The sequence below is a fragment of the Polaribacter litorisediminis genome, assembly GCF_019968605.1.
In the GTDB taxonomy this organism is placed as follows: Bacteria; Bacteroidota; Bacteroidia; order Flavobacteriales; family Flavobacteriaceae; genus Polaribacter; species Polaribacter litorisediminis.
Genome location: NZ_CP082966.1, coordinates 584,284 through 599,933, shown reverse-complemented (window position 1 = coordinate 599,933; position 15,650 = coordinate 584,284). Strand labels below are relative to the sequence as shown.

At 31.1% G+C, this 15,650-nt stretch carries 11 protein-coding genes; all 11 read right to left on the bottom strand.

What is annotated here, in order from left to right; genetic code table 11:
- Positions 1–5: 5 nt before the first annotated feature.
- The gene (locus tag K8354_RS02560; protein ID WP_223445163.1) at positions 6–1,568 is read right to left on the bottom strand and encodes a RagB/SusD family nutrient uptake outer membrane protein; all 1,563 of its coding nucleotides are present in this window, start codon (positions 1,566–1,568) and stop codon (positions 6–8) included.
- A 10-nt stretch (positions 1,569–1,578) separates the two neighbouring features.
- On the bottom strand, positions 1,579–4,551 hold the full coding sequence (locus tag K8354_RS02555) for a SusC/RagA family TonB-linked outer membrane protein (protein WP_223445161.1): 2,973 nt from the start codon (positions 4,549–4,551) through the stop codon (positions 1,579–1,581).
- 191 nt (positions 4,552–4,742) lie between these two features.
- The gene (locus K8354_RS02550; protein ID WP_223445159.1) at positions 4,743–8,735 is read right to left on the bottom strand and encodes a hybrid sensor histidine kinase/response regulator transcription factor; all 3,993 of its coding nucleotides are present in this window, start codon (positions 8,733–8,735) and stop codon (positions 4,743–4,745) included.
- A 239-nt stretch (positions 8,736–8,974) separates the two neighbouring features.
- On the bottom strand, positions 8,975–9,424 hold the full coding sequence (locus tag K8354_RS02545) for a DUF1569 domain-containing protein (RefSeq protein ID WP_223445158.1): 450 nt from the start codon (positions 9,422–9,424) through the stop codon (positions 8,975–8,977).
- Between the two features lie 75 nt (positions 9,425–9,499).
- Positions 9,500–10,348, bottom strand: coding sequence for a pseudouridine synthase (locus tag K8354_RS02540; protein ID WP_223445156.1), 849 nt, complete (start codon positions 10,346–10,348; stop codon positions 9,500–9,502).
- Between the two features lie 35 nt (positions 10,349–10,383).
- Positions 10,384–11,301, bottom strand: coding sequence for a geranylgeranylglycerol-phosphate geranylgeranyltransferase (locus K8354_RS02535; RefSeq protein WP_223445154.1), 918 nt, complete (start codon positions 11,299–11,301; stop codon positions 10,384–10,386).
- A 15-nt stretch (positions 11,302–11,316) separates the two neighbouring features.
- Positions 11,317–12,243, bottom strand: coding sequence for a mevalonate kinase family protein (locus K8354_RS02530; RefSeq protein WP_223445152.1), 927 nt, complete (start codon positions 12,241–12,243; stop codon positions 11,317–11,319).
- 51 nt (positions 12,244–12,294) lie between these two features.
- Positions 12,295–12,687 carry a toxin-antitoxin system YwqK family antitoxin gene (locus K8354_RS02525; protein WP_223445151.1) on the bottom strand — a complete coding sequence of 131 codons (393 nt, stop codon included), beginning with the start codon at positions 12,685–12,687 and terminating at the stop codon, positions 12,295–12,297.
- 15 nt (positions 12,688–12,702) lie between these two features.
- Positions 12,703–13,788, bottom strand: a complete 1,086-nt coding sequence (locus K8354_RS02520; RefSeq protein WP_223445148.1) for a diphosphomevalonate decarboxylase — start codon at positions 13,786–13,788, stop codon at positions 12,703–12,705.
- 35 nt (positions 13,789–13,823) lie between these two features.
- Positions 13,824–14,510, bottom strand: a complete 687-nt coding sequence (locus tag K8354_RS02515; protein ID WP_223445146.1) for a LytR/AlgR family response regulator transcription factor — start codon at positions 14,508–14,510, stop codon at positions 13,824–13,826.
- Positions 14,500–15,555, bottom strand: a complete 1,056-nt coding sequence (locus tag K8354_RS02510) for a sensor histidine kinase (RefSeq protein WP_223445145.1) — start codon at positions 15,553–15,555, stop codon at positions 14,500–14,502. The genes K8354_RS02515 and K8354_RS02510 overlap by 11 nt, the downstream gene beginning before the upstream one ends.
- Between the last annotated feature and the right edge of the window lie 95 nt (positions 15,556–15,650).

The following is a 15,650-nucleotide window of genomic DNA, read 5'->3' as shown; positions in this document are numbered from 1 at the left end:
AAATTTTAATATCCTGGATTTTGTTCTAACTTAGGGTTTGCCAACAAATCAGTAATTGGTATTGGAAATAATCTAAATTTAGCATTTACAGCAGCGCCACTTTTTACACCACCTTTCCAAGCCCACAAATAATCTGAGGTTGTAAATCTTTTATATCGAATTAAATCTGTTCTCCTAAAACCTTCCCACATGAGTTCTCTTGCTCTTTCGTCTAAAATAAAATCTAAATCCATTTCATTTAAAGTGATATTACCGGCGCTGCTACTTGGATTGTTGTCATAAGCTCTTCCTCTAATTTTGTTGATATATGCTAAAGCGGAAGCACTATCGCCTCCAGAACCACCTCTTAAAACAGCTTCTGCATAAATCAAATACATTTCTGCCAATCTAAATACCGGAAAATCAATGTCACTTAAATTATTAAACGTATTTTCTTGACTAATAGGAGATCCGTCTCTATGTACATTTCTATATTTATAAAGAGAATACCCGTTTAAAGAATTGGGTAAAGACTCAATTTCTAAGGTTCTACTAGACTCGTCATTCTCTGTCCAAAAAACCGCTCTATGATCAATACTTGGATCATTTGTAGGAAATAATGCAGGAATTGAAGGTGTAACTCTATACAGGTTCCAACTAGAACTCATTCCGTTTACAGAGGCAGTAACTCCTGCGGCACCCAGTGAATAAGTATTGGTTCCTCCCCAGGTTCTTACCTTTTCGTTATCATAATTAAAGGTGTAAATAAATTCATTCGTGTTTTGATCGTTGTCTCCCAGCATTAACCATTGGTGATTTTGCTCTAATGAATACCCTGCATCAATCACTTTTTTACTGTATGCAATTGCTTCTGAATATTTTTGAGAATCAGTATAGGTTTCTGCATTTATATATAATCTTGCTAGCAAAGACCAAACAGCAGCTTTGTCTGCTCTACCGTACTCATTTGCTCTGGCATCCATCATTAAAGGTTCAATTTCTTTTAATTCTGATTCGATAAAATTGAAAAGATCAGCCCTCATTATTTGACCAGGAACCTCTCCGTTTCTTAAGGTTTCTTCCGTTGCAAAGGTCGGATTGCCAAATAAATCCATGAGCATCCAATAGGCATAAGCTCTTATAAACCGAACTTCACTTTTAAAAATTTCTACCTCTTGCTGTTCTGTTTGATTGAAACCTCTACTAGCCACTAAAGATGCTTCTGATTCAATAATAAAATTGTTGCACAACGTAATTAGATACAATCCGCTTTGATAAACCCCGGTAGATTGATCGTGTTCTGAAGACCAGCTTAAAGTTGTTTCCTGATGATCTCCCCAAGTGTTTACGATTTCATCTGTAGTTACTTCTTGGAGTTCGAAAAAATCTCGATAGAAAAAATTGTTAGCGCCTGCAAACTGAATGTATGCAGAAACCATTGCTTGTTTATAACCATCAACAGTACTAAACTGTTTTTCGTTGGTTAATGCATTTGTAGGAAAACGGTCTAAATCTTCTGTACAAGAAGTGAATACAATAAGAATTAGCAACGTTATTAAAGGTTTTTTAAAATACTGTATTGTTTTCATTTTTTATGGATTAAAAATTAAAATTAAGCGCTAGCGAAAAAGTTCTTGGTGCTGTATAATTACCACCGAAATTAGACCCAAAATTGAATGGAGATTCAGGATCACCACCTTCAAAATCAGTGAGTATAAATACATTTTGCACAGAGGCAGATAAAGCTAAATTGGAGTTTTTCTCTGAATTTAGAATGTTCCCTAAATCATAATTCAAGCTAATATTATCCATTTTAAGGAAGGATGCATTTTGCAAGTAATGATCACTAAACCCTTGATTTGCATTACCATTCTGCGTAAATTGTGTGTCAAAATAATCTGTGTGAACGTTTCCTCTAAAAATACCATCATAAATAGAGGCTAAATTATCATTCGGCCTGAAGAAAATATAATGTCCTAAATTGGCGTGAAAAGCCATATTCAACGATACTTTTTTATAATTAAAGCTTGTGTTAAAACCAAGGTTATGTCTGGGCACAGAACTTTCACTTCGATATCTATCTTGTTCATTGATGGTTCCGTCTTGATTGATATCTACCATTTGATCTTCTATCGGATTGCCATTGGCATCATAAACCTGTCGATACAGATAAAATGTATTTCTCTGAAAACCAACCGTATTTACCAAAATACTCCCATTAAAAAGTCCTACGGAACTATCATTATCTTCTGAGAGACTTGTAATTTTGTTTTCATTATAGCCATAATTAAAGCCTAAATACCAATTAAAATCTTTCGATTGAATAGGATTTGCATCAATTTTTAACTCGAAACCTCTGTTTTCTAAACTCCCAATATTTTTAGTGATATTATTAGCGAAATCTGTACCAGAAGGAATAGAAACATTGTTTAGTAAATCCTCCGTTTCTCTTAAATACACCTCAAAACTGCCTGAAACTCTGTTGTTAAAAAGTCCCCAATCCAAACCAATATTATAGGTGGTAGATTGTTCCCATTTTCTATTTCTATCTGTCGCTGTCGGGTTGACTCCTTGCACAAAACCATTACCAATGGGATATTGAATAAAAGCTTCACCCAAATTATAAATAGGAATGTAACCGTAATTTCCAATGCCTTCTTGCTGGCCTGTAATTCCATAACCTAATCTTAACTTTAAGTTAGAAATGGTCTTTGAATTCTCTAAAAATTTCTCATCACTAATTTTCCAAGCTCCTGAAACCGATGGAAAAACACCCCATCTGTTGTTTTGTGAAAAACGTGAAGAACCATCTGTTCTTATCGTTCCTGTTAGAATATATTTGTCATGAAGCGCATAAATTAACCTTCCGAAGTAAGATATTAGCGTGTTTTGCGGAATATCAAAATCGAAATTTGGTTCTGAACCTGGTTGTAAAACTCCATCAACATCAAAACTTGGATAAAAATAGTTGGTTGTTTTAAAATCGTTATAAGAATATCCCGCTAAAGCTTCAACCCTACTTTTTATACTTTTTATTTCTTTAGCATAGTTTAAAGTAGCCTCTAAAAATACATTTTCGGTTTTAGAACCAGGGTCTCCAGAAGAATTGTTCCCGTTAGAAATATTCGCAGGAAAATAATCTGCGGGTGTAAAATAACTCCAACTACTTTCTGCAATATCATAGCCCGTATTTAAATTCACTTTTAAATCAGGAAAAAAGTGAAGTTTATAATCTAACTGAATATTTCCGATACTTCTTAGGTTCTTGTTTTTATTTTCAACTTGCTCTAACATCGATACAGGATTGTAGTGTCTTAAAACTGCCGGGTTAGAAGCAAACTCTGTGTATTGCCAATAACCACCAAAAGGTGAGTTTGGGTCCAATACGGGTTGCGTTGGATCAAAAGTTGTGGCTGTAAAAATAGCTCCTTGATCTGCTATTCTTTGGTCTTGTAATATTGCTTTTACATTTACATTTACTTTTAAATGACCATCAAACAAAACAGGATTTACATTGAGCGTAGCCGTGGTTCTTTGAAAATTACCCGTTCTTAAGGTTCCTTCTTGATCTAAATATCCTAAAGACAATCGATAAGGTAAATTTTTAATTCCGCCAGAAACACTCATTGAAGCCTCGGTGGTTAATGCATTTTGAAAAATTTCGTCTTGCCAATCTGTATTTTCATTACCTAGATTATTTAATATGTTTGTGCCCGAGACTGCTTCTGCTCTTTGTGCAACTTCTCTAAACTGATCACCTGACAATACGGACTGTGTTAAAAAATTTTGAGAAATAGAGGCTTTTGTAGAAAGCGAAAACTTTAATTCATTACTTCTTCCTTTTTTAGTCGTAATTAAAATAACACCATTAGAACCTCTTGAACCATAAATTGCTGCCGCAGCGGCATCTTTTAAAACACTAAATGAAGCAATGTCTTCTGGATTTAAAGCACTCAAAATTCCGGGTCCATCTGCCAATCCTATTGGGTTGCCATCGATCACAAACAAAGGATTATTTGAAGCACCTAAAGAGGCTCCTCCTCGAATTAAAAAAGAACTCCCTGCACCTGGTTGACCGCTTACAGGCGTAATTTGAACACCTGGAATCTTATTGGCAATCAATTGCTCTGCATTGGTTACAAAGCCTTGTTGAAAGTCTTTTTCTGTAACTGTCGTTACGGCGCCTGTTAAATCTTTTTTCTTTGAGGAACCATATCCAATTAAAACAATTTCATCCAAACTCTGTGCAGACTCCTCTAAGCTAATATTTAAATTTTGAGTAGTTATTTTTACTTCCTTAGCTTCATATCCTAAGTAAGAAAAAATTAAAATATCGTTTATTTTTGCCTGGATACTATAATCTCCATCCATACCAGAGGAAGTTCCTGTGGTGGTTCCTTTTATTACAATACTAACACCTGGCAATACATCATTGGTTTTAGCATCTTTTATCGTTCCACTAACTTTTAATTGTTGTGAAAATAAAACCAGAGGAACCCAACAAAATAGCATTAGAAACATCCATTTTTTTGTGATATAGAATGTTGGCTCTTTCTTAAGGAAAATCATCATACTTAAATTTAATTTTAGATTAATTGACTGATTGATGAACAGCATGATTTCTCAGTGCGTTTACACCAGTGCAAGTAAGATGAATTTATAAATAATGAGAGGGGTCAAAATCGGTAAATGAGTATTAAGAACTCATAAAACCGATACAAATAACATAGAAATGGGGTAATACTCTTGAGGTATGCTTGTTTTTATCTTGATTTTAAATAGTAAGAAGGATTCTCTTTGAACTTATTTTTGAATAATTTACTAAAATATTTTCTATCTGAATAGCCAACTTTGTAGCAGGCTTCAGAGACTGAATACCCCATTTCTGAGATCAGTTGCTTCGCGATAGATAATCTATAATCTCTTATAAATTCCATATAAGTGAGACCGGTTAAGGACTTAATTTTTTTATATAAAGAAGAATAACTCATGTTTAATTGCTGAGCAATGACCTGGGATTTCAAATTATTAGCTTGCAAATTTTCTTCCAAGATTTTGTATAAATTTTCCAAAAATAGTTGGTCTTTAGAATTGATGGCTATTTCTTTAGGATTCAATAAATCAGAACCCAAAAATTTTTGCTTTAATAATTTTCTGTTCTTTAAAATATTTTTAATTCTGCTTTTTAAAATATCTTCGTCATAAGGTTTTTCAATATAGGCATCAGCGCCAGTTTCGTAACCTTCTGCCTTATCTTTTGAAGCTGTTTTTGCTGTTAAAATAATTATTGGAATATGACTTGTAATTCCACTACTTTTTATTTTTTTTGCCAACTCAAAACCATCCATATTTGGCATCATTACATCACTAATAATTAAATCTGGCAAGGATGTAGAGGCTATTTTTAAGGCCTGAACACCATCAAAAGCCTGTAAAATATGATAGTTTTCTTGTTCTAATATTTCCTTTAGCGAATCTTGTATATCAAGGTTGTCTTCTGCAATTAAAATAGTTCCTAATGTTTTTTTTCTATTTGAAATCTTCTTTTGTAAGGCATCCATTGTATTATTTTCCTGTAAATCTTCAGAAATCGATGCTGTACTATCTCTAAAATGATCATTCCCTTTTAATAATTTGACTTCAAAAGAACTTCCTTTTTTATATTCACTGCTCACATTTATTGCTCCCTTATGCAATTTTACAATATCCTTTACAATAGATAATCCTAAACCAAAACCTTTATTTTTTTCAGTGTGCGTGTATTTCACTTGGTAAAATCTTTGAAATATTTTTTTTTGTTCCTCTGAAGACAAACCAATTCCATTATCATGGACATAAAAAACAACTTCTTTATCAGTAGCCACTATTTCAAATTCAATCTTGCCCTGATTATTGGTAAATTTAAAAGCATTTGATAATAAATTAAAAATCACTTTTTCGAGTTGATTCTTATCAAACCAGATAAATAAGGCGGTTTGTTCTGTTTTAAAATTATACTCAATAGTTCTATCTGAAGCAATATCTACGAACGACCCAAAAATTTCTTTCGCAAAAGAGACAAATTCATTTTTAGAAACCTGTAAATGAATGTCATTTGTCTCTAATTTCCGAACATCCAAAAGCTCGTTCACTAATCTTAGTAATAGATTGCTATTTCGTCTAATGGTATGCGCTGCCTTCATTTGTTTGTTATCCTTTTTATCAGCATCAAACAGCCGATTGATAGAACTTAAAATAAGCGTTAAAGGAGTTCTTATTTCATGAGAAATGTTCGTAAAAAATTGCTGTTTAGAATTGTATAACTCATTGTCTTTTTCATGCCTAAGTTTCTCTAGTTCGAAACTAGATTTTAATGCGCCCCAAGCCATTATATATTTTCTAATGAAATGCAACATCACTAAAAATACCATAAAATAAAAACCAAAAGCCCACCAAGTGAGCCAATATGGTTTTAAAATTTTTAATTTTATTGACGTATAATCGGTTGACCAAGTAGCTCCATTTTCTCTACTTTTTACTTTAAAAATATAATTTCCGGGTGATAAATTTGTATAAGTAGCCGTTCTGTCTTTTCCAATATTTCTCCAATCATCATCAAAATTCTCCATTTTTATGGCGTATTCGCAGTTCTTAGCAATAGGAAATTTAAGGGCAGAAAATTCGAATGTGAGCACATTGTGAAAATGCTCTAGTGTAATTTCTTTGGTAAGCTCAATATTTTTCTTTAAAATTTCATCTTCTCCAATACCAACGTCTCTATTAAATATTTTGAAATTTCGAATCTTTACTGATGGCTGTAAATTAGTATTACTGATGGTTTTCGGATCAAATTTTACGACACCATCAATACCACCAAAATACAGAAAACCCTGTTGATCTTTAAAGGCAGAATTGATATGAAAATCTCCTGATAACTCGTTAAAAGTTGTAAAGATTTTATTGGAATAACTGTACTTTACAATTCCTTGTTTACTACCAAACCATATATTGTGCTCATCATCTTCAATAATAGAGGTGATGGTTTTGTATTTGATATTCTCAAAATCTTGAAACCGCTCAACTTTATTCGTTTCAATATGTATTCTATTCACTCCTGCTCCAGAAGTACCAATCCATAAATAGCCCCGACTATCTTTAAGCATAGAAAAAAGATTATTACTGCTAATTGTGGTGGAATCGTTTTCTTGATAACGAAAGTTTTTTACTTCTTTTGTTTTCACATCAAACAAACTTAAACCGCCACCATAAGAAGTAATCCAAATCTTCTCTTGGTCTTTTAAAATTGAAATTATGTTGTTATTAGAGATCTTAAATCTTGTAAATTTTTCTTTTTTTGTATCAAAATAATTTAAGCCACCACCCCAAGTTGCAATCCACAAATTACCTTTTTCATCTTCCACAATATCTCTTACATCATTAAAACTTAATGATGTTGTATCCTTATAAATATTACTATACTTGATTATCTTTTTATTCTTCGGATTGAATTTTAGTAATCCATTACCAAAAGTTCCTAACCAAATATTTTTATCTCTTGTTTGGGTAATTTTCTGAATATATTTTGCTTTAATTTTGTCATAATCGTAAAAATCTACTTGTTTATTTTTCTTATTAAAAACATTAAACCCATTGCCGTCTAACCCTAAATAAATGTTAGAATCATTTTGAAAAATAGCCAAAACCGGATTTAGGTTTAACCCATCAATATCACTTAACATGATTTCTGTTTGATTTTTAGTATCTAAAACACTAATGGCATTCCAAGCAGTTCCTATCCAAATATTCTCATCAGCATCCTCACAAATAACATATACCGCATTGCCTGAAAGCGAAAATGGTAGTTGTGGGTTATTCATATAATTATGTACAATGGGCTTTTTACTATTTGGATATTGCACTTCAAACAAACCATAACCATCAGTACCAATCCATAAATGATCTTTCCGATCTTTTTTGATAGAACGAACAATTTTAACTTTGTTCATGAATGATAAATTATCATCCATAAAGTTAGCTAATTGATGGGTTTTTAGATCAAAAACAAGTAATCCACTTCCTGAAGTTCCCAATAAAATTTTATCGGAATTTAACGGGGTAATTGCGTTAATGGAGTTGGTTATTTTATTGCTTTTTGCATGTAAACTTTCAACTTTCCGGGTTTTAGTATTAAAAAAAACAAGACCATTGGCAAATGTACCAAGCCACAGATTTCCCTTTTTATCTGCCCAAATACTCATGATATTTAGTTGCTGGGTATCCCTGTAGGAATAGAATTTATTCGACTTGTAATCAAATAAGCTTAAACCTTTTTCAGTTCCTACCCAAAAAAGACCTTGTGAATCTTCTAGAATAGCACTGACTCTGTTAGAAATTATAGTCGTAGAATCTTCTGGCGAATTTTTAAAGGAGATAAACTGATCGTTTTTTTTATCATACAGATTTAAACCACTTCCATAAGTCGTTAACCAAATTCTATTTTTTAGATCTAAATAAAGACTTGAAATATCATTCGATTGTATAGTACTGTTTTGCTGATTATAAACCTTGATACTAAAACCGTCGTATCTATTCAATCCGTTTTGTGTACTTATCCAAATAAAACCATTTTTCTCTTTTACAATACCCGTAATTTTAGAACTTGAAAGTCCTTGAGACTGATCTATTTTTTTAAATATAGGCTGGGTTTGGCTGTAAAATTTACAACCAATTGAACTTAAAAATAAAATAATTAAAAATTGCTTACACAAATGACTCATAAAGGGATTCGATTAAGAACATAAATTTTGGGAAAAACTTTTCTCCAATGCTCAAATTACCAAATTTTAAAACAGTTATAGGGAGACGGTTGATGATTTTTAAGGGGTCAAACGCTGTTCTTTTTATTTTATACATTTAAAAGCTGCCATCTGAAACTATTTTCAAAAACAAGTTTCAGACACCCTGCATTCCGTTTTAAAAAACTAACAAAATAATGAATATGATAAAACTCACAACTTTAATTTAATATATCCTTAATAATTTTTAGGTGATGTGTAGTGTGCAATTTTAAGAACTTTAAGGTTTGGTTTCTATCTAATTGTTTAAAAATAGGATGCACAAAATTTTGATGTGGATGAAGATTTTTAATCACTTCTATATTTTTAATAGCTTCGTTTAACTGATTTTTTAGATCTTTTTTTTCAATTATTGTTGGTGGCGTAACCTGTTTAGGAGCTTTTACTTTACCTCTAGGGAAAAAACCCAAGGCAAATATAAGGAGACGTGTAGCATTAAATTGCCTTTTATATTCCGATTCTTTTGAAGCTTTAAAAGTAGTGCACACGCTATTAATCACTTTTAAGGAATGATCTAAATGCCAAGCAACATTACCTTTTGAAACGCTTGTATTCTCTTTGTCTTTTAAACTAATATAATGCTGAATAGCACTAAATTCTTTGTCTAACATTTTCATCGTTTTATTGCCTCAAGATACACAAATTTAAGGAATCAAAAAATCCAGCTAAAAAGCTGGATTCTATTCTTATTTCATCATTTTCAAATTGGTAACCTCGAGATTCGTTAATTCTCTCCATCTTCCTCTTGGTAGATTTTTTTTGGTTAACTCCGCAAAAACTACCCGATCTAGCTTGTTTACTTTATATCCTAAACTTTCGAATATTTTACGCACAATTCTATTTCTTCCTGAATGAATTTCGATACCCACTTCAGATTTAGGTTCGTTATTAACATAAGAAACCGCATCAATAAAAACTTTTCTTCCTTCAATAATCACTTCTCCTCGAAGTTTTTCTAAATCTTTTAAATCTAATTTTTTATCTAATGAGGCATGATATAGTTTACGTACATTATGTTTCGGGTGTGTTAGTTTTTTTGCTAAATCACCATCATTTGTAAACAATAATAATCCAGTTGTATTTCTATCTAACCTACCAACAGGGTAAATTCTTTCTTTAGTCGAATTTGCAATCAACTCCATCACTGTTTTTCTTCCACGATCATCATCCATAGTGGTGATGTAGTTTTTAGGTTTATTTAAAAGAACGTATTTCTTTTGCTCTGGAGAAATAGAAGTTCCGTCAAAACGAACAACATCATCGGGCTGCACTTTGTACCCCATTTCTGTGACTAATTTTCCGTTTACCTCAACACTACCATGCTCTATATACGTATCTGCTTCTCTTCTTGAGCAGACACCTGAATTGGCAATGTATTTGTTTAGACGGATTCCTGATGTTACATCAGAGGGCTTTGTGGGTGTAATTTTTTTAAATTCCTTTTTTACAGATTTTTTGTTTGCTGGTTTTCTGCTTAGAGGTGTACTTTTTTTACCTTCTTGTCGTCTTCGCGACGAGTTATTTTTTGAATTCATTATTAAAATTTTTGCAAAGGTACTTAAATTGAAAATTAATTCAATCTATCAATTACTTTTTCTAATATAAGAGAAGTATCAATAAAAACCAAACTAAAAACACCAATTAAAAGAAGTAACTTTAAAACGTTGTGCAAAAATCGATATTGATTTCTTTCAGTTGATTTCCAAAGATAAAAAGCTACGAATACAAGTATGACCAGAGCCAAATAAAAATAGTATTTCATATCGCTTAATTCTGGATAACTGAATAAATAAACAGCCGGAACTAAAGTTAAAGCTAATAATAAAATAGATAATTTCTTTGTTTTTATTTCGCCATAAACTACCGGAAAAGTAGCATAATTATTGGCAATTGCTCCTTTCATGTTTTGTAAATCTTTAATTAATTCTCTCACCATAATCACCAAAAACAAGAAAATAGCATGAATAAAAATGATTTCAGAGAAGTTTTTATAGTAGATAAAAATAACAAAAAAAGGCATCAGTGTTAAAATAGTTGCTGAGAACAACCCGGTAAAAGGATACTTCTTAAGTTTATGAGAATAAAACCAAATGCCAAAGATATACACGGCAAAAAACAATGCAGCACGCCATGAAACAAAAAAACCAAATACAAAACCCAAAAAATTTAGAAAAAAATAAAGCCTAAACTTTGTTTCTTGTTTCACAAAATTATCTAAACCTGTTTTTAAAGGTCTATTAATTTTATCTACTTTATCATCATAAAAATTATTGATGATATAACCGGCAGCGACAACACAAACAGAAGCGAATACAATATAAAATAAATGAATGTCAAAAACAACGTGGCTTATTGACTTTTCTGGAGAAAATATAAAAATAGATGCTAAATATTGTGCTACAATGAGCACCAAAATATTATATCCTCTAACGACCGATAACAAGCTAAATATTTTATAAAAAAAAGTTTTCGCTTTAGAGATATTCATTAAGTAAAGGTTGTTTTAGAATCTATAAACTAATTCTAATTTATAGTCTTTCAAACTTTTTTGAGCTTTTTCGTAGTCTTCGGTGAATCCTAAGATATAACCTCCACCACCTGACCCACAAAGCTTTAAATAGTAATCGTTTGTTCTTAAACCTTTTTCCCAAACTTTATGAAAAGCATCAGGAATCATTGGTTTAAAATTCTTTAAAACCACCTTGCTTAGACTCTTTACATTTTTAAACAAAGAAGTAGCATCACCTTGTAAAAAATTTTCGATACATGCATCTGTATGTTTCGAAAACTCCCCACTCAACATATTTCTAAAACCTTCATTCTTCATTTTATTCATAAAAATGTTCACCATAGGTTCTGTTTCACCAATTTGTTCTGAATCTAATAAGAACACAGCTCCTTTTCCTTCTTTTTGAGACGGAATTCCCGCTGCTTCTATATTTTCTTTAGAATTGATTAAAATTGGTAAACTTAAATAACTGTTTAAAGGATCTAAACCCGAACTTTTACCATGGAAAAAAGACTCCATTAAAGAAAAAATTGCTTTTAGTTTCAACAATTTATCTCTTGTTAAATTTTCTAGAACTGTAATTTTATCGTTGGCATATTCATCATAAATAGAAGCTACTAAAGCTCCAGAACTACCCACTCCATACCCTTGCGGAATTGAAGAATCAAAGTACATTCCTTTCTCTAAATCTGAATTAAAACTAGCTAAATCAAAAGAGATTAAATCTGATTTTAATGCTGAAATATAATTGTAAAATTTATGCAGATTTTCGTTGGATTCTTTTTGTTTTCCTTCTAAATTATTGGAAGTTTTTAAAGCCCCTCTGTAAGCATTAAACGGAATTGCTAAACCTTTTGAGTCTTTAATAATTCCATATTCACCAAAAAGCAAAATTTTAGCATAAAAAAGTGGTCCTTTCATTTTTTTACATTTATGACACAAAAATACGAATAATAACTGAATACGTATTTATTAATTATTTTTATAAAAAGTTTTCCAAACACCTACTTTTTCGCCATTTGAATACCTCCCTTTTTGTCTAATCTTTCCGTTTTTATAATACAACTTCCAATTGCCCTCTCGAACACCGTTTTCGTATGTACCCACTTCTTTTAATTCTCCAGAAGCATAGTACTCATAGAAATTACCTGATAGCTTCTGAGAAGCATAAAAAACTTTTCTATATACATTTCTACTCTTAAAATAAAAAGTGACTTCGCCTTTTAAATTAGAAACATTCCTGTAATAAAGAGCTTCAGATTGTTTGGTTTCTTTTAAATCTTTGTCTAGCCAAACAACCTTTTGTTTTGTAGATGAAATGGTTAAAAAAGCAACCGCAATAAGAAGAAAAGCTGATTTTTTCATACTTTTTTTAATTTGTTAGTTTGAGAGTATTTTTGCTCCCAAACCAACTCGGTCGCTAATATACTGATTATTATCACAATATAAAGACAACTCTTGCTTTATAAATTGATGAATGGCTTCCTTCTCATTTTCTGGGAACAACACATGTACATTTGCACCAGCATCTAAAGTAAAACAAATATTGCTCTTATTTTCTTGACGGTATTCCCAAATTTTATTGATAATTTCTAACGTGTTAGGCTTCATCAAAATAAAATAAGGATCGCTAGTCATCATCATGGCATGTAAAGTTAATGCCTCACTTTCCACTAAATTGATGAAATTTTTCATGTCGCCTTCTTGTAGAATTTTAGACATTTTGCCTAAGTTTTCATTCGCTTGCTTAAAACGATTTTCTGCATACGGATGATCGATCATTAAATTATGACCAAGGGTACTTGAAACTTGTTTTTCACCTTTATCTACAAGCAAAATTACATCTTGATAGTTCTCAAAAACTGAATGTACTTTATATGGAAATTGTACTCCAAATAAATCTGAACTTCCTTCAATTTCAAGATGTTTTCCCCAAACGACCAAAGGCCCTTGAATGCTTCTACTAGCACTTCCTGAACCTAATCTTGCTAAAAAAGACGCTTTTTTATCCATGAATTCCGTAGAAATTTCTGAAGACAATTCTTTTTCTAAACTCATTAAACACATGGCAATGGCACTTAAACCACTTGCCGAAGAAGCAATTCCGCTTGAATGCGGAAAAGAATTTTCTGAATTGATGGTCATTTCATAATCAAAAATATAAGGACAATATCGCTGCACTCTCTTAAAAAATTCTGCAATTTTAGGTTTGAATTCGTCCTTTTGTTCGCCTTCAAAAAACATCTTGAAAGTAACATTTTTAGATTTTTCTTTTCTAATAAAATCTATGGTAGTAATTGTATGACAATTATTTAAAGTAAAACTGATAGAAGCGTTTTTTGGAATTTGAGGATTGCTCTTTCCCCAATATTTTACAAGTGCGATATTACTCGGAGTTTGCCATGTAAAACTAGCTGAATCTATAGATTCTAATTGTGATTTTACTAAAAACTGATCTGTATTCAAGGTTTAAAAATTTTAAAACAAAAATAAGGTTTACCCTACACTTTTGCTAATTTTTGTAAAACGGATTCTTTATAACTTCTGCTGATTGGCAATGCTTTTTGATTAATTTCTATAAACTCATTTGTGTAAGAACTAATGTTTTTGAACGAAACGATAAAAGATCGATGAATTCTGATAAACTTTTTTGAAGGTAGTTTTTCTTCTAAACTAGTAATGGTTTCTCTAATTACAATGATTTTATCAGTCGTAAAAATCTTCAGATAGTCGCTTAAACTTTCAATATATAAAATGGATTTAAAATCGATTTTTACCATTTTTCTGTCTGATCTAACAAACATAAAATCGTTATTATTCTTTGCAATTTCTGATTGAGAAACCTTTTGAACCGCTTGTAAAAACCGATCAAATGAAATGGGTTTTAACAAATAATCGACCACATTTAAATTAAATCCTTCAATTGCATACTCTCTATAAGCCGTTGTAAAAATAATTTGTGATTTATTTTTGATGATTTTCGCGAAACTCAAACCTGAAATCTCTGGCATATTTATATCCAAAAAAAACAAATCAACCTCATTTTCTTGGGCAAACAAAATAGCCTCTGCAGCATCTTTACAACTTGCTAAAACTTCTAAATTAGGAGTTTTGGTAATATAGGTTTCTATGATTTCTCTTGCCATTGGTTCATCATCAACAACAACACATTTTAGTTTACTCCTCATTTTTTATGGGGATTTTTAAATGGACTTTAAACAAATTTTCTTCTTGTAAAATTTCTAAAAAATATTTTTTTGAATACAACATTTCCAACCTTTTTTTAATGTTTTCTAATCCGATTCCTTTTTTAGGACTCTCTTTGTTTTTAGCGGAGTTTTCAATGGTAAAATTCAAATTATTTTCGTCCAATTTTAAATTCATTTTTACATGTACAACTCCATCAATTTGTATTCCATGTTTAAATGCGTTTTCTACAAAAGGTAATAATAGCATGGGTGCAATTTCAAGGTTTTCAGGAATTAGATTTTTATAAAAAGTAATTTGTAAACTTTCTTGAAACCTAGATTTCTCTAAAGAAACATAATCTTCAATATGATTAATTTCATCTTGTAAAAGCACTAATGGCTTATCAACTTGATATAAAATATAATCTAACAAGTTTGATAATTTTAAAATCATCTCTGGTGCTTTTTCTGATTTTTTCAACGCGAATCCGTACAGTGTGTTTAATGTATTAAACAAAAAATGAGGATGAATTTGCATTTTTAAAAACTTTAATTCTTGTTCTTTTAATTGCAATTGTGTTTGTAGAACCTTATTCTCTAACGTTTTCTTTTCATCCAAAGATTTATATGTGTCTTTTAAAATTTTAAATGCGCTTGTTAGCGCAATAATCAATAACACACAAACCAATATAACAGCCGAATTTTTAGTTAAAGCGGGCATTCTTTGAAACTCTAAATGATAAAAAAATACAAACCCAAAAACAACCGTCATTAACACAGCACAAACAATAAAAACGCCTGCATAAAACGAATATAAAATAAACCGTTTATACTTTTTAGTGATTAAAAAAACAGGAATTAAATAGTATCCAAAAACATACGAAGCAACGATTGCAATGGCACTTAAAATGGTAGAAAACCAAAATATAAAATTTTCGTTTGTAGAGCCTACACTAAAAAAACTAGAAAAGAAAAACCAAACCACTGTCCAAAAAAGAAAGTGAAAAGGAAGTTTCTTTAAAATTTTTAAAACGGCTTTGTTCATCTTACAAATAAACTATTTTTTTAATGTATTCAACGATAAAATAGACGAAATACCAATTTGACAAGGGTTTCAACAGTTTTTATAAGGAATGCCTT